Genomic DNA, 20,561 nt, shown 5'->3' on the forward strand with positions numbered 1-20,561 from the left:
CGGGTTCGCGCAATGCGGACTTGCGCCACCGTCCGTCTCGATCAAGGGTGTTTATGGATTTGCGTCAGCTTGAAGCCTTTGCGGCAGTGATGTCGGCAGGCAGCGTTACGGCCGCTGGCAAGATGCTGGGTCGCTCGCAACCTTCGGTCACCCGGGTGATTCAGGAGCTGGAACAGGAACTGGGTTTCGCGTTGTTCGAGCGCAGCGGGCCGAAAGTCACGCCCACGCACAAAGCCTTCATGATGTATGGCGAGGTGGAAAGTGCGCTGCTGGGCATTCGTAACATTCGCCAGCGTGCGCAGCATATTGCCGAGGAGGAGAACCATCAGATCAAGCTGGTGGCGATCTCGGCGCTGGCGGCCGGGCTTTTGCCCGTAGCCCTGTCGCGGCTGCCCGAACACTTGAGGCCTCGGCAGATCCAGTTGCAAAGCATGTCACCGGAAAACGTGGTGCAGGCGGTGCTCTCGAAAACCATGGACCTGGGGGCAGTGAGTCTGCCGCTGGAGCATCGCGGGCTGGAGATCCACTGGATTGGCGAGGCACCCTGTGTCGCCGTGGTACCGACCGAATCGCCGCTGGCTGCTCATGACGTATTGAGCATGGAGCTGCTGGCACGCCAGACGCTGATTACCATGGCCAATCCTTACCGGTTTCGTCGGCGCATCGACAAGGCATTTCAGGATGCCGGGGGCGAGGCGCCGCACATGCTGGATACCAACACCTCATTGATCGCCATGCAGATGGCCAGGGTCGGCCTCGGGGTCGCCCTGGTCGATCCGTTCACCGCCATCGGGGTCCCGATTCAGGGCGTAGTGGTCAGGCCCATTGCCTGCAACATCCCGTTTTTCTTCGGTCTGATCTCGGCGTTCGCCAGCCCCCGGTCTGATGTGGCCAATGCATTGATCGACGAAATCGCGGTGGCAGCAAGGCTGTTGTTGCCAGAAATGATCATGCATGAAGCCAGTGCTCACGACGCCCTGTTGCAGAGCATTTACGCGGAGTAACGCGCTCCCGAAAGGCTTGTGAACCCTTCCAGACTAATTTTTTGGAATATCAATATGCTTTTTTGCGCGTTGCGAGAATAAAAAACGCCTTTTAGTATTCGGTTTTAGCATTCAAGGCCTCAAAGAATCCATTTTATTCGTTATTGGAATGGATCTTGAAGGGAATGAATCAAGGCTCGGGTGTACAGCCCGATCATTTTTCCGGGTACTGATCAATGCCTCACGTAAACGCCGCCGCAGGTCTCGCTGTACTGGAAGCACGCTTGCGACAGGATCTGGCCTGGCTGGACCTGCCAGCCAACCCATGGGTCAAGCCACGCCAGAGTGAAGGCCGGGCGGTACTCGACGTGGCGATCATCGGTGGTGGCATGGCGGGCCTTGCGTTGGCCGCCGAGCTTCGCCATCTGGGCGTTGCGGCTGTGGTGTTCGACCAATCCCCCGCTGGTTTCGAGGGCCCTTGGGCGACCACCGCGCGGATGGAAACCCTGCGCTCGCCCAAACAACTGACAGGCCCGGCACTTGGTCTTCCCGCGCTGACGTTCCGTGCCTGGTACGAGGCGCAGTTCGGTGCTGAAGGCTGGGCCGAACTGGACAAAATCCCGCGCCTGCAATGGGCCGAGTACCTGCGCTGGTATCGCAAGGTCCTGAGCCTGGATGTGCGCAACCAACACCGTGTCAGCCGTGTCGCGCCCAGGGCGGACGGGCTGGTCGCCCTGGATATCGAAACGCCGTCTCAAACGCTTTTCTTCATGGCACGTCATGTGGTGTTGGCCACTGGGCGCGACGGACTGGGTGGCCCGTGGGTGCCCGAGTTCGCCAGGGCGCTGCCCGGGCACCTTTGGGCACACTCCGCTGACGGCTTGCAGGACGACTGGTTCGAGGGCAAGCGCGTCGCTGTGATCGGTGGTGGTGCGTCGGCAATGGACAGCGCCGCCACGGCGCTGGAGGCAGGTGCTCTGGGCGTCGACCTGCTGATTCGCCGTGCGGTATTGCCTCGCGTCAACAAAGGCAAGGGCGCAGGCAATCCAGGCATGGTTCATGGCTACTGGCGCCTGCCGGATGAGTGGAAGTGGCGCATTCGTCATTACCTCAACACCCAGCAGGTTCCGCCGCCACGCGGCAGCACATTGCGGGTTTCGGCTTCCGGCAAGGCAAGGTTTCTGCTGGGCTGTCCACTGGTGGCGGTTGAGCCAAACCCAGCGGGCGGTGTCTGGCTGGACACGCCCTCGGCGCGTATCGAGGCGGATTTCGTGGTGTTCGCCACGGGGTTTCGCACCGACTTTCAGCAGCGCCCGGAGTTCGCACCGTTCTCTGCACACATTCGCGTCTGGCAGGACCGCTTCAAGGCAGCCAGTGACGAGCAGGATGAGGAATTGGCGCAGTTGCCTGATCTGGGCAACTGCTTCGAGTTTCAGGAGAAAACGCCGGGGGCCTGCCCAGGCATCCAGCACATTCACTGTTTCAGCTACCCCGCGGCGTTAAGCTATGGCGCGGTGTCCGGTGATATTCCGGCCATCAGCGAAGGCTCCAAGCGTCTGGCTCACGCGCTGGTCGGGCAGTTGTTCAACGAAGACGTCGCATTGCACTTCGACGCCATGCGCGATTATGCCGACCCGGAATTGCTGGGCGACGAGTGGGTCGCCAGCCAGCCGACCGCCGACGAGTTGCGTCCGTGATCGGCTGGGCGTTGCGTCGGTTGACACAGTCGTTGCTGGTCATTCTGCTGATGACCCTGGTGGTGTTCGTCGGTTTGAACGCCATTGGCAACCCGATGGATATTCTGGTGGGCGAAGACCTCAATCAAGCCGAGCGCCTGCAGGCCATTGCACACCTGGGCCTCGATAGGCCGCTATGGGAGCAGTACCTGATCTTTCTCAAGGGCGCAGTGCACGGCAATCTTGGCCAGAGCTTCGTCTATCACGAAGACGCCATGCGCCTGATTCTGCAACGGCTGCCTGCAACCTTCGAACTGGCGTTCAGTGCGCTGTTTCTGGCGGTGGTGATCGGCGTGCCGCTGGGGATGTTCGCCGGGACCTGGCCCGATCATCCCGTTTCCAGACTGCTGATGGCAGGCAGCATCGTCGGTTTTTCGCTGCCAGCATTCTGGGTCGCATTGATGATGATCATGCTGTTCTCGATCACGCTGGGCTGGCTGCCCGCCAGTGGGCGCGGTGAGACCCGCGAATGGCTGGGCGTGCAATGGTCATGGCTGACACTGGACGGCTTGCAACACCTGCTGTTGCCCGCGCTCAACCTGGCGTTGTTCAAGATATCGCTGGTGCTGCGTCTGACCCGCGCCGGTGTGCGTGAGGTGCTGCCCCAGGAGTTCGTCAAGTTTGCCAGAGCCAAGGGCCTGTCGCCGCTGCGGGTGATGTGCATGCACGTCATGCGCAACACCATGATTCCGGTTGTCACCGTACTGGCCATGGAACTGGGCTCGACCATTGCCTACGCGGTGGTCACTGAAAGCATTTTTGCCTGGCCCGGCGCAGGCAAGTTGATTCTGGACAGCATCAACATGCTGGACCGCCCGGTGGTGGTCGCTTACCTGATGGTCGTCGTGGTGATTTTCGTGGTGCTCAACCTGATCGTCGATGGCCTGTATTACCTGCTTGATCCACGCGTTCGCGTCGAGGCTTCCCGATGAATGCCATTCCCAAAGCTTCGACCACCAGCGTCGGCCTGCAAGCGCAGTCGCCCTGGCGGCGCGTGGTCGTTGAATTCACCCGCTCGCCATCGGCCATGTTCGGCCTGGTCGTTTTGACCATTATCATTCTGGTCGCGGCCCTGGCGCCGTGGATCGTGGTGCAGAACCCCTATGACCTGATGCAACTGAATGTCATGGATGCGCGCATGGCGCCCGGCAGCCCGAACATGGACAGCGGGTATACCTACTGGCTGGGTACTGACGGGCAAGGGCGTGATCTGGTTTCAGCGATCATTTATGGCTTGCGTATCAGCCTGTGGGTCGGCATTGGTTCGGCGCTGATTGCCGCCGTGATCGGCACCTTGCTGGGGCTGGTCTCGGCCTATGCCGGCGGCTGGGTCGATGCGCTGCTGATGCGTCTGGTGGACCTGCTGCTGTCGTTTCCGGTCATTCTCATGGCGCTGATGATACTTGCCTGGCTGGGCAAGGGCGTTGGCAATGTGATGCTCACGCTGGTGCTGCTGGAGTGGGCCTACTACGCCCGGACTGCGCGGGGTCAGGCCTTGACGGAAAGCCGTCGCGAATACGTGGACGCGGCGCGCGGGCAGGGCATTGGTCCGTTGCGCATCGTGATCGGCCATATTCTGCCCAACTGCCTGCCACCGCTGATCGTGATTGGCGCACTGCAGATCGCCCGCGCCATCACGCTGGAGGCGACTCTGTCGTTTCTCGGTCTGGGCGTACCGGTTACCGAGCCGTCGCTGGGGCTGCTGATCGCCAATGGCTTTCAATACATGCTCAGTAACGAATACTGGATCAGCCTGTTTCCGGGGCTGGCGCTGCTGATCACCATTGTTGCGATCAATCTGGTCGGTGACCGTTTGCGTGATGTGCTGAACCCGAGGTTGCTGCGATGAGCCTGCATGACGCAACGCCAATGGCTCAACAGCCGACCCTCGAAGTGCGCGGTCTGTGCACCTCGTTCTACACCCGTGCAGGCGTGTTGCCTGCGGTGCGGGACATATCCCTGAGCGTGCAGCCGGGGCGCATCCTCGGCCTGGTCGGCGAATCGGGATCGGGCAAATCGGTGACCGGCTTTTCGATTCTGGGGCTGGTTGACGAGCCGGGCCGTATCAGCGCAGGCCAGGTGCTGTTCAAGGGACGTGACCTGACGAAGCTGTCGGCCTCCCAATTGCGGGACGTGCAGGGCAATCGGGTCGCGATGATCTTTCAGGACCCGATGATGACCCTCAATCCTGTGCTGCGCGTCGATACCCAAATGGTTGAGGCCGTGCGTGCCCATCGTTCGGTCAGCAAGCGCGAGGCGCGTGAACACGCCAGCCGCACATTGGCGCTCATGGGGATCGCCAGCCCGGAAGAACGCCTGCGTGCGTACCCGCATCAATTGTCCGGCGGAATGCGTCAGCGCGTGGCGATTGCCATCGCGTTGCTGCACGCCCCTGACCTGATCATCGCCGATGAGCCGACCACCGCCCTGGACGTGACCATTCAGGCGCAGATTCTCAGCGAAGTGCAGAAGCTGGTCAGGGAGCAGGGTACGTCGTTGATCTGGATTACCCACGACCTGTCCGTTGTGGCGGGACTGGCCGACGACGTGGCGGTGATGTACGCCGGGCGCATCGTCGAGCAGGGGGCGGTCGCCGATGTGCTGGACCGGCCGCAACACCCTTACACCCAAGGGCTGATCGACAGTCTGCCCAGTCGCAATCGGCGCGGTCAGCGCTTGCGGCAGATTCCCGGCATGGCCCCGGATCTGCTGTCGATGCCTGAAGGGTGCGCGTTTGCCGCCCGTTGCCCAAGAGCCTCCTCAGTCTGTTCGCAGGAGCCTGAGCCTCGCGAAGTCGCGCCGGGCCAGACGGTTCGTTGTTTTCACCCGGGAGCCGCCGATGTCCAGTGACCTGATTCCCTTGATCGAGCTGAATGGGGTCAGCAAGACCTTCGGCAAGCCGGTGGTTGAACGCTCCCTTCAAGGCATGCTGCAACGCTTGCACCTGACACGACCCAGACCGGTCACCCATGCGGTGGATAGTGTGGATCTGCGCATTGTCCGGGGTGAAGTGGTGGGGCTGGTGGGTGAATCCGGCTGCGGCAAGTCGACGCTCGGGCGCATGGTGGCAGGCCTGTTGCCTGTCTCTTCGGGCACGGTTTCGGTCGACGGCAAACCTGTGGGCAGCCTGACTCCCAGCGAGCGCAAGGCACTTCGCCTGAAGGTGCAAATGATCTTTCAGGATCCCTCGTCGAGCCTCAATCCGCGTTTGCGGGTCGACCGTATCGTCGGCGAAGGTGCTTTGCTGCATGGTTTGACCGACAGCAAAGGCGTGGACGACTACGTCAGTGCGCAACTGCAACGTGCCGGGCTCAGCCCGCAACTGCGTCAGCGTTATCCGCATCAGTTCAGCGGCGGCCAGCGTCAGCGCATCGGCATTGCCCGTGCGCTGGCCGTACAGCCTGAATTGCTGGTGTGCGATGAGTCGGTTGCCGCGCTGGATGTGTCGATTCAGGCGCAGATTCTCAACCTGTTCATGGATCTGCGCGATGAGCTGGGGCTGACCTATCTGTTCATCAGCCATGACCTGGGCGTGGTCGAGCATCTGTGTGACCGGGTCGTGGTGATGTACCTGGGTCGGGTGGTCGAGACGGCATCGGTCGATGACCTGTTCTCCCGTGCCAACCACCCGTACACACAGGCATTGCTGGCGCAAATTCCACGCTTCGATATTCGCAGTACCCGTTATGACGCGATCAAAGGGGAAATCCCCAGCCCGCTGAACCCGCCTGCCGGGTGTCATTTCCATCCTCGCTGCCCGCACGCCATGGCGCGCTGCCGCGAGGAAGTTCCAGCGCTGAGGGAGGTTTCGCCGAACCACCGGAGCGCGTGTCACCTCAACGACAACCTCTGAACGAGTGCCCAGACGCTCGTGTTCCCTCTTGCCCTTGATTGCGTACCAGGAATCCTCATGAAACCACTTGTTCGTTCCCTGTTAGCTTCAGCCCTTGTCCTGGCCGCCGGCAGTGCCGCTGCACAGAACCTGCGCATCGGTTACGCCGACCCGATTTCATCCCTTGATCCGCAACTGAACAACTACGCCGGAGACCGTTCGGTGGCGCTGCATGCCTTTGAATCGCTGGTCAGCCGCCGCGATGACAAAACCTTGCCAGGCTTGGCCAAGAGCTGGAAGGTCGTCGACGACACCACGTGGGAATTCAACCTGCGTGACGACGTGAAATGGCAGGATGGACAGCCGCTGACCGCTGACGACCTGGTGTTTTCCTTCGAGCGCGCCCGCAACGTACCGGGCAGCGTAGCGTCCTACGCCGGAGCCACGCGCACGGTGGCGTCGGTTACCGCCAAGGATGACCACACGCTGATCATCAAGACCCGCTTGCCCAATGCCAACCTGCTGCCGGATGTTGACTCGATCTACATCGTCAGCCGTCACGCAGGCGCCAACGCCACCAGCGCCGATTACAACTCCGGCAAGGCCATGATCGGCACCGGGCCTTACCGCTTCGTGTCATTCGTGCCTGGCGACCGCACGGTATTCGAGCGCAATGACACGTACTGGGGCGAGAAGCCGACCTGGGACAAGGTTGATTATCGTTTCATCGCCAACGCGGCCAACCGCACCGCGGCACTGCTGGCGGGCGATGTCGACGTGATCGACAAGGTCTCGCCGACCGATGTCGAGCGCCTGCGCCAGACCCCAACCGTGAAGGTTTATGCCTATCAGGGCTTGCGTGCGCTGCTGATTCAGCCGAGTTTTCGCGCCGGTCCCAACGAGTTCATTCGCGACAACGCGGGCAAGCCTCTGCCGGAAAATCCGTTGCTGGACGTTCGGGTGCGCAAGGCGCTGTCGCTGGCCATCAACCGTCAGGCCATCAACGAACGCATCATGCAAGGCACTGTCACCGAGGCCAATCAATGGATGCCTGCCAACACGTTTGGCTACAACCCGGACGTGAAAAACATTCCTTATGACGCGAAGCAGGCCAAGGATCTGCTGGCACAGGCAGGCTTTCCCGAAGGCTTTCAGTTGACCGTGCACGTGCCTGGCGACCGCTACCCGCAGGCGCCGGAAGTCATGCAGGCCGTCGCGCAATTCTGGTCGCGCATTGGCGTCAAGGTGCAACTGGAGGTGTTGCCGTGGGCGGTGTATGCCGGCAAGGCCAACAAGAACGAGCTGGCGATCAGTGTGATCGCCTGGGGCAATGGCACGGGCGAGGCGGCTTATGCGCTGACCAACATTCTGACCACCGTCGACAGTGCCAAAGGGCAGGGCGCGTCCAACTGGGGTCATTACAGCAACCCGCTGGTGGACAAGGCGCTGGCGGACTCCACTGCCGAATTCGATGAGGCCAGGCGTCGTCAGATTCTGCAGGGCTCGGTCAAGGTGGTCAGCGATGACGTCGGCATCATTCCGCTGTTCCACTACCAGAACATCTGGGCTGCGCGCAAAGGGCTGAAAGTCGAGCCGCTGGTCAGCGACCGCACTGCCGCCACCATGGTTACCGAACAGCCTTGATCTTTCCTGCCTTCGCATCGCCATTCCAAGCGCGATGCGAAGGCCACACGATGTTGAGAATGCCATGACATTGACGACTGAAAGCCCCCATCAGCCTGACCTGCTCGACGACCTGTTGAGCATTGAGCCAGGCAGCCCGTTGCATCGGGTTCGCCATGCCCGCGACAAGGTTGCGTCGGCAACCCAGGGCAGTCAGGCGCTGTTTTTCGATCCAGCGCTGGATAACAACCTCTCACTGAGCGAGCGCCACTGGGTCGCTTATTACGCGGCGCGGCTGGGTGAACAGGCAACGCTGACCGCTTATTACCTGTCGCAACTGCAGGCCCTGGGTATCAAGGCTTCAGTACTGGCAGATGTCGATGCCGGGTCAATCGATGTGCTGGCCGATGCCCGTCTGGCAGCGATATTGCGCTTTACCCGCACGTTGATCGAATCACCGGTGCATGGCGACCAGGCCGCGCTGCTGGCCCTGCAACACGAAGGCCTGAGCACCGCCGAAGTGGTGGTGCTTGCGCAACTGATCGCCTTTATGTCCTACCAGGTGCGTCTGGCCGCTGGGCTTGGTGCGCTGCAATCTGCCGGAGCCATCCAATGAGCGAGCTGATCGAAAGCCATGGTTTCACCAATCAGGTGCTCGGCTGGAAAGCCTGGTTGCCCACCGTTGACCTGAACAGCGCCACGCCTGAACAGATCGCGGTGCTTGAAGAAAGCCATCCGCAGGCCAAGACCTCGGACTACTACCTGACCCTGGCGCATCACCCGGACATTCTTCGTCAGCGCTCGCAAGCCTTCAACGCCATCATGTACGCACCGGGCGGGTTGTCACGCGCCGAGCGGGAGCTGGCCAGCACCGTGGTGTCGCGCATCAACCGCTGCGTGTACTGCGCGTCGGTGCATGCGCAACGGTTCGAGCAACTGGCCAAACGCACCGATGTTATCGCTCAGGTGTTCGCCGATCCTGCCACCGCAGGCACGACCGAGCGAGAGCGTGCGATCGTTCAGTTCGCCATCGACCTGACGCTTGAGCCCGCGTCACTCAATGCCGGTCACATTCAGGCGCTACGCGCACAGGGGCTCGACGACGCGCAGGTGCTGGACCTGATTCATGCGATCTCGATTTTTGCCTGGGCCAATCGCTTGATGCTTAACCTGGGGGAGCCGGTTTATCCTGAGGCGGGCGCGCAGGACTGATAGCCTTGCGGGCGTCATCATGATCAAGGAGGTGAAGGGTGCTGATTGCGCAAATTTCCGATGCTCACGTGAGGCCCCGCGGCCAGCTGTATCAAGGCGTAGTCGATTCCAATGCGATGCTCGCAGCGGCGGTCGATCAGTTGAACAGGCTGGACCCTGCGCCTGACCTGATACTGTTCAGCGGTGATCTGGTGGACGAGGGCCACCCTGATGAATACGCAATGGCGCGGGAGCTACTGAAGCCGCTCAGAGCGAGGCTGATGCTGATTCCCGGCAACCACGATCATCGCGGTAACCTGCGTCGTGCGTTTCCCGAGCATGCCTACTTTGATGATGATCAAAGCTGCCACTTCGTTTATTCAGGGCCTGAACCGGTGCGTATCATTGGTATGGACATCAGCGTGCCCGAACAGCATCACGGCGACATGACCGATGCCGCGACTCAGTGGCTGGAGCGCACGCTGGCGCTGGAGCCCGACAAGCCGACCCTGATCATGATGCACCAGCCGCCGTTTTCCAGCGGCATTCCTTATATCGATGAGTATCGCTGCGAAAGCGGCGAGCGCCTGGCCGAAGTGGTGTCCAGGTACCCGGCCGTGGAGCGCATCGTCTGCGGGCATATTCATCGTTTCATGCAACTGCGCTTTGGCGGAACGCTGCTGTGCACGGCGCCCAGCACGACCACTGCCATTGCCTTGCAGTTGCGCGCCGACGCCACAGAGGCATCCTACCTGGAGCCGCCTGCATTGCTGCTGCATCACTGGACGCCTGAAAACGGCCTCATCACTCACTGGGTTCCGGTCGGAACCTTCGCCGGGCCGTTCGCGTTTGCCTGACAGCGGTGCTGGCTGTTTCGGCCATGTGTATGGCTTATTCAAGTGCCCCCGTCAGACCAGCCTGGGCTGCACCGAATCCGCCAAGCGGGTCAGTATCAGGCAGCACGACACTGCGCCGGCGTCCAGTACACCGATCGAACGCTCGCCCAAGCGGCTGGCGCGACCGATTTTTGCCATCAGATCCCTGGTTGAGTCACGCCCTTGGGAGGCCGCGCGTTTCATGGCTTCCAGCGCATCGTTGAACGAAGCGCCTGAAGCGTGAGCCTGTTCGAAGGCCTCAACCGCCGGAATCAAGGTGTCCATCAGGCACTTGTCACCCACACCGGCTTCGGTAATGTCCTGCAACGACGTCAGGCCGCCGCGCAGCAAGTGGGCGAAGGTGCTTGCGTCGATCTGTTCACTGCCGCGCACTTCGTCGGCCATCCCAATGAACAAGCTGCCATACAGTGGCCCCATGGAACCACCGATGCCTTCCATCAGGCTGAGTGTCAGTTCATCGAGCGCCTCGGCGAGGGTCAGTTGGCGGCCTTCGATGCTGCGTCCGCAGTGGGCGAACCCCTTGGCCATGTTGATGCCGTGGTCGCCGTCGCCGATGGCACCATCGACCTCACTGAGGTACTCGCGGTTGGCCACTATCACGGTGACCAGATCGGTGACGATGGCGCTGCCATCATGAGTGGAAAAATGCTGGCTCATGGTTCACTCCGCCTGGGTCATGCCGATGGAACGGCAAGGGTGGTCGATCAGGGTTTTCAGCTCGGCGTCCAGACCCAGCAGGGTCAGGGTAACGCCCATCATTTCCAGCGACGTGAAGTAGTTGCCGACGTAGCAGCGATGAATGTTCAAACCACGGGCACCGAGCTGGCGCTCTACTTCGGCGTAAAAGATGTATAGCTCCATGACGGGCGTTGCGCCGAGGCCCGAAACCAGCACCACGACGCTGTCGTCACGGCTGAAATCGCGATCAGCGAGAATCGGTGCCAGCATGCGTTCAGCCATCGCTGCTGCGGATTCGATGGGAATGACTTCAATGCCCGGCTCGCCGTGGTGGCCGATACCCAATTCCATCTGGCCGTCCGGGATCTGAAAGTTGGGCTTGCCCACGGCGGCGATGGTGCAAGGCGTCAGGCCGACACCAATGGAGCGGCACTGGTCGACGGCTTTCTGCGCCACGCGGATCACGCCGTCCAGGTCGTAGCCCAGTGCCGCAGCGGCACCGCCGGTTTTCCACATGAAAATTTCCCCGGCCACCCCGCGACGTTTGGCAATGTCGGCTTTCGGGGCCGAGGCCACGTCGTCGTTGGCGACTACGGTACGAATCTGCAAATCCTTGCTGGCGGCCATTTTCATCGCCAGCTTCACGTTCATGTTGTCGCCTGCGTAGTTGCCATACAGGCAGGCCACGCCAGCACCGTGATCAGCTGCGCGGAAGGCGTCGAAAAAGCTTTTGGCGGTCGGTGAAGAGAAGATTTCGCCCACCGCGACCGCATCCACCAGGCCAGGGCCGACATAACCCAGAAAGGCGGGCTCGTGACCAGAACCACCGCCCGTTACGATACCGACCTGGCCTTGCGGTGAGGGCCTGGTTTTGCGGATGACCCTGGGGTTCGTGTCGTTTTGCGACAGTTCGGGGTGCGCAACCAGAATGCCGCGCAGCATGTCTTCGACCACTTGGTCCGGATCGTTGATGACTCGATTCATAACGCGGTGTCCTGTGTTCTTTTTATAAGGAGAGTGCGTATCAAGGTTCCAGTACTACTTTCAGCGACTTGTCGCCGCGTTCCATCACGGCAAAGGCTTCCTTGAAGTCGGCGAGGGCGAATTTGTGAGTCACCACGTCGCGCATGTCGATCTTGCGATTGCCAATGAAATCGATGGCACGCGGGTACATGTATGGCCCCAGATGTGAGCCCAGCACGTCCAGCTCCTTGCGGTCGCCGATGATCGACCAATCTACCGTGGCTTCGTCGTTGAACACACTGAATTCAACGAAACGCCCCAGCTTGCGCAGCATCGCCAGGCCCTGATTGACCGCTTTGTGGTGCCCGGTGGCTTCTATATAGATGTCACAGCCGTACCCTTGCGTGATGTCCCGAATTTTGGTCAGCACATCCACTTCGGCCGGGTTCCAGACTTCGTCGGCACCCATGCGCAAGGCGAGGGCGGCACGCTCGGGTTTCATGTCCAGCACGATCAGCTTTTTCGGGTTGCGCATACGAACTGCGCCAATGATGCCCAGGCCCAGCGTACCCGCCCCGGCCACTACCACTACATCATCGAAATCGACATTAGCGCGTTCTGCCGCGTGCAGCGAGCACGCCAGCGGCTCGATCAGAATCGCTTCATCCGGCGCAATGGAATCGGGCACTTTATGAATGATGCCTTCCCTGGTGAAGATCATGTACTGGGCCATGGCTCCCTGAACGTTATTCTGGAAACCGTACAGGTCGTGCTTCTGGCACATCCAGTACTGACCGTGGTTGCAGAAACGGCAGCCCCAGCACGGCACGATCTGTTCGGAAATCACCCGGTCGCCGACCTTCACGCCGCGTTTTTCTGCGCCAGGACCCAAGGCAACCACACGGCAGACGAACTCGTGGCCGGGGATCATCGGTGGTTTGACGTAGCGGGGCTGCTCGGCATCGCCCCAGAACGAGGGTGCGCCGCGGTAGGTCTTGATGTCGCCCATGCAGATCCCGCACAGCTCGACCTTGGTCAGAATTTCGTCCGGGCCGGGCGTCGGGACGTCCACTGTTTCAAGGCGATAATCTTCCGGGCCATAACAGACCACGGCCTGCATGGTGGCGGGAATCACCGGAGAGAGTTGCTCGGCAGTGCGTTCGGTAACGGTGGACATGACGAAAACCTCGCGACAGAAAGTGAGTTACTGAATGCTGTAGCCGCCATCGATCACCACGTTTTCTCCGGTGATCATGCTGGCGACATCGCTGAGCAGGTACAGCGCCAGCGCAGCGATTTCTTCCGGCTGGGCGAAGCGGCCCGCCGGAATCTGCAATTTGGCCTTTTCACCCAGCTCGCCAGCCCAGGCTTTTTTGCCCAGTGCGGTCTCGACGATGGTGGGGGAGATGGCGTTGACGGTGATGTGTGGTGCCCATTCCATGGCCAGCACCTTGGTCATGCCGACCACTGCAGCCTTGCTGGCGCAATAGGCGACGTGGCGATCCAGGCCAATGACCGCGGCCTGCGACGCCAGGTTGACGATACGCCCGCTGCCTTGCGCGAGCATGTGTCGGGCGCAGGCCTGTGCCACGAAAAAGCTGGCCTTCAGGTTGATGTCCAGCGTGGTGTCCCATGCGTCTTCGGTGACGTCGGCAGCCTTGTCCAGCAGTGCGACGCCTGCGCTGTTGATCAGGTAATCCAGCCGCGTGAAGTGCTCAAATACGCTGTCGATGCTGCGCTGCACCTGATCGAGCTGGCGCAGGTCCACGGCGAGGCCGATATGCCCGTCGCCAAGGCGCGCAGCGACGTCGACCACCGCAGGGTCTCGGTCAAGCAACGCGACCCGCGCGCCGCGCTCGACCAGCAGGCTGGCACAGGCCAGACCGATCCCGGCGGCCCCGCCGGTGATCACCGCGCACTTGCCGGTAAGGTCGAAGGCCTGATTCCAGAATCCAGACATGAACGTGACTCCTGTATTGGGGGTTTTATCTGCCTATGCTCGTTGCCACACCGGCTACTCATTGCTAGACACAAATCTTGTAGCAGCCAACGGACTGTGGGAGGCGGCTTGCCGGCGATGCGTTTTTTGATGCTGCACATCAGAGGCTGAGCTGACGCCATCGCCGGCAAGCCGCCTCCCACAGGTTTTGCATCCAGTCAGGCACTCAGGTTTTGGCTGCCATCAGGGAAGCTACTTGCCGCCACTCACCTGCTGGTAAAGCGCATCGGCATTGGCGTCCGTCACCGGCACCCAGGGCAGGATGTAGTTCTTGTCAGTCCCGTCACCCCATTTGACGTCTTTGGCGTAGCGCTCCCAAATGACGGATTGTGGTTTGTAATCCTTGCCGGCGAGGGCACGCAGGGCGACGTCCAGTGCGCCCTGGGATTGGGCCTGAGCGTCCTGAAGGAAGGTGGTCACTTCGTTTTTCTTGGCTGCCTGAATCGCATCCGGCATACCGTCGATGGAGGTGACGGGGACTTCGGCAGGCGTCAGGCCGCGGGATTTGACAGCCTGCAATGCGCCGAGGGCCATGTCGTCGTTTTGCGCGATGATGCCGGAGATGCCGCCATTGGGGTGCGCGTTGAGCCAGTCTTCCGTCAGGGCCAGGGCTTCGGCGCGTGACCAGTTGGCGGTCTTCATCTCGATAATCTTGATGTCAGGGTGTTTCTTCAGGACTTCCATCTCGCCCTTTTCACGATCGATCTGCGCGGATTGGCCAATCGGTCCCTGAATGATCACCACATTGCCTTTGCCTTTGAGCTTGTCGACCATGGCCTGGGCCTGCAGTCGTCCACCCTCGACGTCGTCGTTGCCGACATAGGGCACTGTGGTGCTGGCCACGCGAGTGTTGGAGGCAATGACCGGGATATCTTCTGCCATGGCTCGGGCCACCGTGCCGATGCCTGCCTTGGTGTCGATGGGCACAAAGATGATCGCGTCATAATGCTGGGTGATCATGGTTTCGATCTGGTTGTTCTGGGTCAGTGCGTCATAGTTACCGTCGAATACGGTGATCTGCACGGTGCCGTTCTTGACCGCCGGGTGCTGCTTGAGCTCACGCACCCAGTTCTGCATGAACTGGCCTTTGAGCCCGTAGACGGCCGCGCCGATCTTGTAGGTCTTGCCATCTGCCGCCAGGGTGATGCTGCTGGCCAGCAGGGTGAGCGCCGCAACAGCGGCCAGGGAAGTGCCGAATTTCATGATGAGAACTCCGTTATTGTTGTAGTCAGTCGTTCATTCAGAGGAAAAGCGATTAGCGTTTTTTCTTGCGCCACACGTCGATCAGTACTGCGAACACGATGATCAGGCCCTTGGCGACCTGCTGGTAATAGGAGGACACGCCGAGCAGGTTCAGGCCGTTGTTGATCACCCCGATCAGCAATGCACCGAACAGCGTGCCGACAATGCTGCCAGTGCCGCCTGACAGGCTCGTGCCACCGATGACCACCGCGGCGATGGCGTCCAGCTCGTAGGACATACCAGCCTGGGGCAGGGCGGAGGTGGTTCGGGCGGACAGCACCACCCCGGCAAGGCCTGCCAGCAACCCGGACACCACGTACACCGAAAACACCACTTTGCGTACGCCGATGCCTGAGGTGCGGGCACTTTTCTCGTTGCCGCCCACGGCGTACACATAGCGGCCGTACGTGGTGTAGCGCAGCACCATCCAGAAAATCAGCGCCACCACCGCGAAGATGATGATGGGCACGCCAATCGGCCCAAGCTTGCCGATGCCGAGTGCCAGATAGGCTTCCGGCAGGTCGGTGACCGGGCTGCCGTCGTTGAGAATGAAGGTCATGCCACGCGCGATACTGAGCATGCCCAGGGTGGCGACAAAGGGCGGGATAGACAGGTTGGCGACCATGAAGCCGTTGACTACGCCCAGCATCGCCCCGGCGAACATCCCGGCACTCACCGCCGCCAGCAGGCCATAACCCTGGGTTGCGACCAGCGCGCTGCACAACCCGGCGAAGGCCAGAATCGAGCCGACGGACAGGTCGATGCCCTTGGTCAGGATCACGTAGGTCATGCCGACCGCAAGAATGCCGTTGATGGAGGTCTGGCGCAGGATGTCCATCCAGTTGCGCCAAGTCATGAAGTACTCGCTGGAAAAGGCCATCACGATACACAGCACAATGAACACCAGTGGCAGGCCAAAGCGGTCCAGCGAAAGACGCAGGCGGCTGCGAGGGGTGGCAGTAACGGGGGCGGTTATGGTTTTGGCATTCATGAGGCAAGACTCAACAAGGCTTCCTGGGAAAGGTCGGTGTCGCTGCTGATGGTCACCAGCTGACCGGCCTTGAACACGGCGATCCGGTCGCTCAGGCGCAGCAGTTCGGGCGCTTCGGACGACACCACAATGGCCGCGCCACCGGCTCGCACGAACTGGTCCAGCAGGTGGTAGATCTCCTGCTTGGCCCCTTCGTCGATGCCCCGGGTCGGTTCATCGCAGAGCAGGCAGATCGGCTCGGTCGACAGGCATTTGGCGAGCACCACCTTCTGTTGGTTGCCGCCGCTCATGGACGCCACGGGCAGGTCGAGTGAAGAGGTCTTGATCTGCAGGCGCTTGACCATGTCTTCGGCCAGTCGGGTCTCCTTGCGGGCATTGATCAGCGACCAACTCGACAACTGTTTGTAAGCCGACAGGGCGATGTTGGAGAGGATGCTGCTGCTGAGCACCAGACCACTGTCCTTACGGTCCTCGGTGACCAGCGACATTCCGGCGCGTATCGTCGCCTTGGGCAGGCCGACCGGCATGGGTTTGCCTTGCAGGGTCACTGTGCCCGCGTCCGGCGTGGTAAGCCCGTAGATGCAATTGAGAAATTCGCTGCGCCCCGAGCCCATCAGGCCATAGATGCCGAGGATTTCGCCCTGACGCAATTGCAGGCTGATGTCGTGAAACTCGCCATGGCGACTCAGGCCGCTCACGCTCAGGCAGCATTCGGCGGCGCATGCGCGACCCACTTTATGGTCGATGCGTGTCAGTTCCTGACCCACGATGCCACGAACCAGATGCGCCCGATCAATGTCGGCCATGCGCCCGGTTTCGACGAATGCCCCGTCGCGGAAGATGGTGTAGTCATCGGCAATCTGAGCCAGCTCGCTGAGGCGATGGGAGACATAGACGATGCCAGCACCTCGGGCGGTAAGGCGGCGAATCGCCTTGAACAGCGTCTGCGCTTCGCGCTCGCCAATGGCCGAGGTGGGCTCATCCATGATCATGACTTCGCAGTCGTAGCTGAACGCCTTGGCGATTTCCACCAGTTGAATCTGCGCAACGCTCAGGCGGTGCATGGGGCTGGTGGCCTCTACGTCAAACTCCAGACTTTCGAGCAGTTCACGCGTGCGCCGGTTTAGCTCGCGGGTGTCGACAATACAGCCCGCCCGACGTGGCTCGCGGCCCAGCCAGATGTTCTCGGCGACGGTCATGTGCGGGATGGGTTCCAGTTCCTGAGTGATCATGGCGATTCCCGCTGCCAGCGCTTCACCCGGACGATTGAACTGCACGGGATGGCCGTTGAGCAGGATGGTGCCGGCGTCACGCTGGGTGATGCCCATCAGAATGCTGAGGAAGGTCGATTTGCCTGCGCCGTTACCGCCGCACAGTGCGTGAACACTGCCTGCGCGCAGTGAGAGACGGCCGTCGCGCAGGGCAGGAATGCCAGCATAGGCCTTGGCGACGTGTTCAGCCTGGAGCAGTAATGGCGTGGCCATTGGCGTGTCCTCGTGCTGTGAATTCTTATTAGGTGCACTGGTGTAGCTCAGTGAGCATATGTGTATCAAATGAAATTCTGTTCAGTCAATCTCTTTCCTGAAAATTTCAGAATGGGCGAGCTGGCCGCCATTAAGCGGTCTGTCCGGCTTGCGTTTGAATCCTTGCCTAAAACTTGCTTGACAGAAAGGTGTGAATGCCTGAGAAATAAGTGATCGGAATTTCACCGATTGAACATTTGGTCAGTCATAAGTGACCCTGGCAGTGGAGCCAAACGCCATGAACACATTTTTCCCGGTGGCCATCGGATGCGATGAAGCGGGTTATGAGCTCAAAGAGTTGTTGAAGCGTCACATCGAGACACTGGGCTATCCGGTGACCGACTTCGGTACCCATTCCACCGCACCGGTGCTGTACCCGGACATTGCCCTGGCCGTGGCAACGGCCATCAATGCGGGGCAGCAGCGGCTGGGCATACTGGTCTGTGGTACGGGAATCGGCATGGCGATCTCAGCCAACAAGGTGCTGGGCATTCGCGCCGCTCAGGCGCACGACACTTACTCGGCAGAGCGGGCGCGCAAGAGTAACGATGCGCAGATTCTGTCCATCGGCGCGCGGGTGATTGGCGCTGAACTGGCGAAAAGCATCGTCAAGTCATTCCTGGAGTCGGAATTCGAAGCGGCGCGCTCCGGTGCCAAGGTCGATCGCATCAGCGCCATCGAGCGTGACGGCCATCAGTAGTGGACGCAGGGGGGCGGGAGTAGGGAGAATGCCCCTTTGACGTCGAAACGGAAGCCCGTCCACATGAGTGACAGTAACCAGCGCATGGCCAGTGACATCGATCTGATGACCGAAGTCGCGATGCTTTATTACCTTGAGAACGTCACTCAGGAAGCCATCGCCAAACGTTTCGACCTGTCCCGCGCAAAAGTCAGCCGACTGCTCAAACGCGCACGTGACGAAGGCATTGTCGAGGTGCGCGTGCTGCAGCATCCGGCCATGAACAATGAGCTTGAACAGGCCTTGGTGGAGCGGTTTCAACTCGACCGCGCGCTGATTGCAGTCGATCACAGCGACCCCGACACCCAGCGCTCGGCGGTTGCCAGTCTGGTTGCCAACTACCTGAACAAAACGCTGAGCGACGGCATGATTGTCGCCGTGGGCATGGGCCGCAACGTCGGAGCGGTGGCAGATAACGTGTTCCTGCCAGTGACGCGCAACTGCACCTTTGTGTGCGCCATCGGTGGTTCGCTCAAGGCGGGCGAGTACATGAACCCCGATCACATCTGTCGGCGTCTGGCGCTGCGCTTTGGCGGCGAAAGCGAAAGCCTTTACGCCCCGGCGCTGGTCGCCAACCCGGAATTGCGTGGCGTATTGATCAATAACGACACTGTACGTTCGACCCTGGACCGCGCTCGCCGCGCCGACATTGCGCTGATCGGCATTGGCGACATGAGCGAGAACAGCAACATGGTGCGCATGGGCTGGTTCTCGCCACAGGAAATTGCCCAGGCCCGGTTATCTGGCACGGTGGGCGACATGATGGGCTATGACTTCATCGACATCCATGGCCAGCCTGCGGTCAACGCCATCCAGGGCAGGGTGATTGGATTAACCGTTCAGGAGTTGTTTCGCATCCCGGATGTGGTCGCCATTGCCAGTGAAAACACCAAGGCGGCGGCAACGCTGGGTGCGCTGCGTTCCGGGGTGATCAACACCTTGGCAACCACAGTGACCAACGCGCACACGATCCTGGCGCTGGACGATGCCACGCGTAAGCGTTGAGATTCTTGCGGGTGTTACGCGGTCAATGGCCAGGCAGGGCAGCACGCGCCTGCCTTACGGCCCTGCCATCCACTTGGCCAGGCTGTGCCGGCCGCTGACGCCCAGCTTTGCGGTGGCGCGCTTGAGGTAGGTTTCCACCGAACTGTTCTTGACGTTCAGCCGCCGCGCCATCTCCGCAACCGAGCCTCCCGTCAGTAAGCCTATACAGACCTCCTGTTCACGGGCCGACAGCGTGATCGCGTCCTGCGCCAGGCGTCCACTGAATGCTTCATCGATCGACCCTGGCTCTGCGTCGATTTTTTCCGCAGTCGATTGCACCAGCAACTGTGAATGGTGCTCGACCAGCGGCAGCAGCATGTCGGAAAGGCTCTTGAGCAACGACAACTCGCTCAGCGAAAACGCTTTCGTTCCCGTCAGGCGATAAAGGCAGATGACCCGTCGCAGATCGCCACTGCTGGAGACCAGGCTGCAGATATGCACGTCGCGGCGTGCGCATTTCTGTCCCACGGATGCTTTTGTCTGGATCAGTAACGAGTCGTCCATCTGCACAATGCACGGCATCAGGGACTGACGCAGCGTGTCCGATGCGTAAAGATCATGCTGCAAGCCTGCGCCACCCAGGCGGGTGATGCGCTCGACACGTGCCTGAGCCACGTCCAGCGTCCATTCGCTCAGATCAATGCCTTGAACAGAAACCAGGGTGTCGACGAGTTGCAGCATTTGTCCGGTAAATGACGAGCCGCCAGTGCTCGAAACCAGATGACCCAATTCCAGATAGAAGCGCGGGTCATAGCGAGTGTTCGGCGAGCGTGTCGTTTTCATCTTTATCTGCTCCCTGATTCTGACCGTGCATGGGCGTTGCCCTGTTGTGAGCGCGTCGTGGGGTAATGACGGATGCACTGGATGATTTGGCGTATTCAACCGAAGGATCTATCCGACGTCTGTAGCAGAAAACAGGGACAGACTTACCGACCGATTCATTACACGGGACAAGTAGAGTTCTTTAGCACTTGATCAGCATCATCCTACGCAAGCGCCGAGACGTCTATCTCACGCAGCTGAGTGATGGCTATACGCCAGCGTCCGGGTTTAGCGGGACAGACACTGATAATGACCAATGGTTCAATTCCTGACTTATTCGCCAAGAAGGACCTTGAGCC

20 protein-coding genes are annotated in these 20,561 nt (G+C 60.7%); 12 read left to right on the plus strand and 8 right to left on the minus strand.

All coding sequences use genetic code 11. From position 1 onward, the window contains the following. The first annotated feature begins 53 nt into the window (after window positions 1-53). The 10 genes from BUB69_RS02315 (at window position 54) to BUB69_RS02360 (ending at window position 10,222) form a co-directional block, all read left to right on the plus strand. The gene (locus BUB69_RS02315; protein WP_073162093.1) at window positions 54-1,004 is read left to right on the plus strand and encodes a LysR family transcriptional regulator; all 951 of its coding nucleotides are present in this window, start codon (window positions 54-56) and stop codon (window positions 1,002-1,004) included. Between the two features lie 215 nt (window positions 1,005-1,219). Then, entirely contained in the window at window positions 1,220-2,680 is a 1,461-nt protein-coding gene (locus tag BUB69_RS02320) for a SidA/IucD/PvdA family monooxygenase (RefSeq protein ID WP_073162094.1), read from the plus strand. Further along, window positions 2,677-3,651 carry an ABC transporter permease gene (locus BUB69_RS02325; protein WP_073162095.1) on the plus strand — a complete coding sequence of 325 codons (975 nt, stop codon included), beginning with the start codon at window positions 2,677-2,679 and terminating at the stop codon, window positions 3,649-3,651. The genes BUB69_RS02320 and BUB69_RS02325 overlap by 4 nt, the downstream gene beginning before the upstream one ends. Continuing rightward, window positions 3,648-4,568 (plus strand): ABC transporter permease, encoded by a 921-nt coding sequence (locus tag BUB69_RS02330; RefSeq protein WP_073162096.1) that lies wholly within the window; start codon window positions 3,648-3,650, stop codon window positions 4,566-4,568. The genes BUB69_RS02325 and BUB69_RS02330 overlap by 4 nt, the downstream gene beginning before the upstream one ends. Further along, complete coding sequence (locus tag BUB69_RS02335) at window positions 4,565-5,569, plus strand: ABC transporter ATP-binding protein (protein ID WP_073162097.1); 1,005 nt, start codon at window positions 4,565-4,567, stop codon at window positions 5,567-5,569. The genes BUB69_RS02330 and BUB69_RS02335 overlap by 4 nt, the downstream gene beginning before the upstream one ends. Beyond that, on the plus strand, window positions 5,559-6,572 hold the full coding sequence (locus BUB69_RS02340; protein ID WP_073162098.1) for an ABC transporter ATP-binding protein: 1,014 nt from the start codon (window positions 5,559-5,561) through the stop codon (window positions 6,570-6,572). Before BUB69_RS02335 ends, BUB69_RS02340 begins: the two co-directional genes overlap by 11 nt. Before the next feature lie 57 nt (window positions 6,573-6,629). After that, a complete protein-coding gene (locus tag BUB69_RS02345) occupies window positions 6,630-8,195 on the plus strand; it encodes an ABC transporter substrate-binding protein (protein WP_073162099.1) in 1,566 nt (521 codons plus the stop codon). 70 nt (window positions 8,196-8,265) lie between these two features. Continuing rightward, a complete protein-coding gene (locus BUB69_RS02350) occupies window positions 8,266-8,790 on the plus strand; it encodes a CMD domain-containing protein (RefSeq protein WP_175561642.1) in 525 nt (174 codons plus the stop codon). Continuing rightward, entirely contained in the window at window positions 8,787-9,386 is a 600-nt protein-coding gene (locus BUB69_RS02355; RefSeq protein ID WP_073162101.1) for a peroxidase-related enzyme, read from the plus strand. The genes BUB69_RS02350 and BUB69_RS02355 overlap by 4 nt, the downstream gene beginning before the upstream one ends. Window positions 9,387-9,424: 38 nt before the next feature. Beyond that, window positions 9,425-10,222, plus strand: coding sequence for a phosphodiesterase (locus BUB69_RS02360; RefSeq protein ID WP_073162102.1), 798 nt, complete (start codon window positions 9,425-9,427; stop codon window positions 10,220-10,222). Window positions 10,223-10,273: 51 nt separating this feature from the next. On the opposite strand, the gene dhaL is transcribed toward BUB69_RS02360, so the two are convergent. The 7 genes from dhaL to BUB69_RS02395 all read right to left on the minus strand — a co-directional run bounded on the left by dhaL (window position 10,274) and on the right by BUB69_RS02395 (window position 17,618). Beyond that, complete coding sequence (gene dhaL, locus BUB69_RS02365) at window positions 10,274-10,918, minus strand: dihydroxyacetone kinase subunit DhaL (RefSeq protein WP_073162103.1); 645 nt, start codon at window positions 10,916-10,918, stop codon at window positions 10,274-10,276. 3 nt (window positions 10,919-10,921) lie between these two features. Beyond that, complete coding sequence (locus BUB69_RS02370) at window positions 10,922-11,923, minus strand: dihydroxyacetone kinase subunit DhaK (RefSeq protein ID WP_073162104.1); 1,002 nt, start codon at window positions 11,921-11,923, stop codon at window positions 10,922-10,924. Window positions 11,924-11,963: 40 nt separating this feature from the next. Further along, entirely contained in the window at window positions 11,964-13,079 is a 1,116-nt protein-coding gene (locus tag BUB69_RS02375; RefSeq protein WP_073162105.1) for an MDR/zinc-dependent alcohol dehydrogenase-like family protein, read from the minus strand. Window positions 13,080-13,106: 27 nt separating this feature from the next. Beyond that, window positions 13,107-13,862: an SDR family oxidoreductase gene (locus tag BUB69_RS02380; protein ID WP_073162106.1), complete on the minus strand. Its 756-nt coding sequence runs from the start codon at window positions 13,860-13,862 to the stop codon at window positions 13,107-13,109. A gap of 231 nt (window positions 13,863-14,093) precedes the next feature. Beyond that, window positions 14,094-15,104 (minus strand): substrate-binding domain-containing protein, encoded by a 1,011-nt coding sequence (locus BUB69_RS02385; RefSeq protein WP_073162107.1) that lies wholly within the window; start codon window positions 15,102-15,104, stop codon window positions 14,094-14,096. 52 nt (window positions 15,105-15,156) lie between these two features. Then, window positions 15,157-16,134, minus strand: coding sequence for an ABC transporter permease (locus BUB69_RS02390; protein ID WP_073162108.1), 978 nt, complete (start codon window positions 16,132-16,134; stop codon window positions 15,157-15,159). Beyond that, a complete protein-coding gene (locus tag BUB69_RS02395) occupies window positions 16,131-17,618 on the minus strand; it encodes a sugar ABC transporter ATP-binding protein (protein WP_073162109.1) in 1,488 nt (495 codons plus the stop codon). Before BUB69_RS02395 ends, BUB69_RS02390 begins: the two co-directional genes overlap by 4 nt. 277 nt (window positions 17,619-17,895) lie before the next feature. On the opposite strand from BUB69_RS02395, the gene rpiB reads away from it, so the two are divergent. Together rpiB and BUB69_RS02405 are read left to right on the plus strand one after the other, a co-directional pair. Next, on the plus strand, window positions 17,896-18,357 hold the full coding sequence (gene rpiB / locus BUB69_RS02400) for a ribose 5-phosphate isomerase B (RefSeq protein WP_073162110.1): 462 nt from the start codon (window positions 17,896-17,898) through the stop codon (window positions 18,355-18,357). A gap of 63 nt (window positions 18,358-18,420) precedes the next feature. Beyond that, a complete protein-coding gene (locus BUB69_RS02405; RefSeq protein ID WP_024689468.1) occupies window positions 18,421-19,401 on the plus strand; it encodes a sugar-binding transcriptional regulator in 981 nt (326 codons plus the stop codon). A gap of 54 nt (window positions 19,402-19,455) precedes the next feature. Here BUB69_RS02405 and BUB69_RS02410 read toward each other — a convergent pair whose 3' ends face one another. Further along, the gene (locus BUB69_RS02410; protein WP_073162111.1) at window positions 19,456-20,223 is read right to left on the minus strand and encodes a helix-turn-helix transcriptional regulator; all 768 of its coding nucleotides are present in this window, start codon (window positions 20,221-20,223) and stop codon (window positions 19,456-19,458) included. Window positions 20,224-20,561: the final 338 nt, after the last annotated feature.

This window comes from Pseudomonas asturiensis (assembly GCF_900143095.1).
Lineage (GTDB): Bacteria > Pseudomonadota > Gammaproteobacteria > Pseudomonadales > Pseudomonadaceae > Aquipseudomonas > Aquipseudomonas asturiensis.

What these genes read in the sequence shown, in the direction of transcription:
- BUB69_RS02335 (WP_073162097.1), top strand. Translation starts at nt 4,565, where the DNA reads ATGAGCCTGCATGACGCAACGCCAATGGCTCAACAGCCGACCCTCGAA.
- BUB69_RS02375 (WP_073162105.1), bottom strand. Translation starts at nt 13,079, where the DNA reads ATGTCCACCGTTACCGAACGCACTGCCGAGCAACTCTCTCCGGTGATT.
- BUB69_RS02395 (WP_073162109.1), bottom strand. Translation starts at nt 17,618, where the DNA reads ATGGCCACGCCATTACTGCTCCAGGCTGAACACGTCGCCAAGGCCTAT.
- BUB69_RS02385 (WP_073162107.1), bottom strand. Translation starts at nt 15,104, where the DNA reads ATGAAATTCGGCACTTCCCTGGCCGCTGTTGCGGCGCTCACCCTGCTG.
- BUB69_RS02355 (WP_073162101.1), top strand. Translation starts at nt 8,787, where the DNA reads ATGAGCGAGCTGATCGAAAGCCATGGTTTCACCAATCAGGTGCTCGGC.
- BUB69_RS02340 (WP_073162098.1), top strand. Translation starts at nt 5,559, where the DNA reads ATGTCCAGTGACCTGATTCCCTTGATCGAGCTGAATGGGGTCAGCAAG.
- BUB69_RS02390 (WP_073162108.1), bottom strand. Translation starts at nt 16,134, where the DNA reads ATGAATGCCAAAACCATAACCGCCCCCGTTACTGCCACCCCTCGCAGC.
- BUB69_RS02410 (WP_073162111.1), bottom strand. Translation starts at nt 20,223, where the DNA reads ATGAAAACGACACGCTCGCCGAACACTCGCTATGACCCGCGCTTCTAT.
- BUB69_RS02370 (WP_073162104.1), bottom strand. Translation starts at nt 11,923, where the DNA reads ATGAATCGAGTCATCAACGATCCGGACCAAGTGGTCGAAGACATGCTG.
- BUB69_RS02345 (WP_073162099.1), top strand. Translation starts at nt 6,630, where the DNA reads ATGAAACCACTTGTTCGTTCCCTGTTAGCTTCAGCCCTTGTCCTGGCC.
- BUB69_RS02380 (WP_073162106.1), bottom strand. Translation starts at nt 13,862, where the DNA reads ATGTCTGGATTCTGGAATCAGGCCTTCGACCTTACCGGCAAGTGCGCG.
- BUB69_RS02405 (WP_024689468.1), top strand. Translation starts at nt 18,421, where the DNA reads ATGAGTGACAGTAACCAGCGCATGGCCAGTGACATCGATCTGATGACC.
- dhaL (WP_073162103.1), bottom strand. Translation starts at nt 10,918, where the DNA reads ATGAGCCAGCATTTTTCCACTCATGATGGCAGCGCCATCGTCACCGAT.
- BUB69_RS02320 (WP_073162094.1), top strand. Translation starts at nt 1,220, where the DNA reads ATGCCTCACGTAAACGCCGCCGCAGGTCTCGCTGTACTGGAAGCACGC.
- BUB69_RS02330 (WP_073162096.1), top strand. Translation starts at nt 3,648, where the DNA reads ATGAATGCCATTCCCAAAGCTTCGACCACCAGCGTCGGCCTGCAAGCG.
- rpiB (WP_073162110.1), top strand. Translation starts at nt 17,896, where the DNA reads ATGAACACATTTTTCCCGGTGGCCATCGGATGCGATGAAGCGGGTTAT.
- BUB69_RS02315 (WP_073162093.1), top strand. Translation starts at nt 54, where the DNA reads ATGGATTTGCGTCAGCTTGAAGCCTTTGCGGCAGTGATGTCGGCAGGC.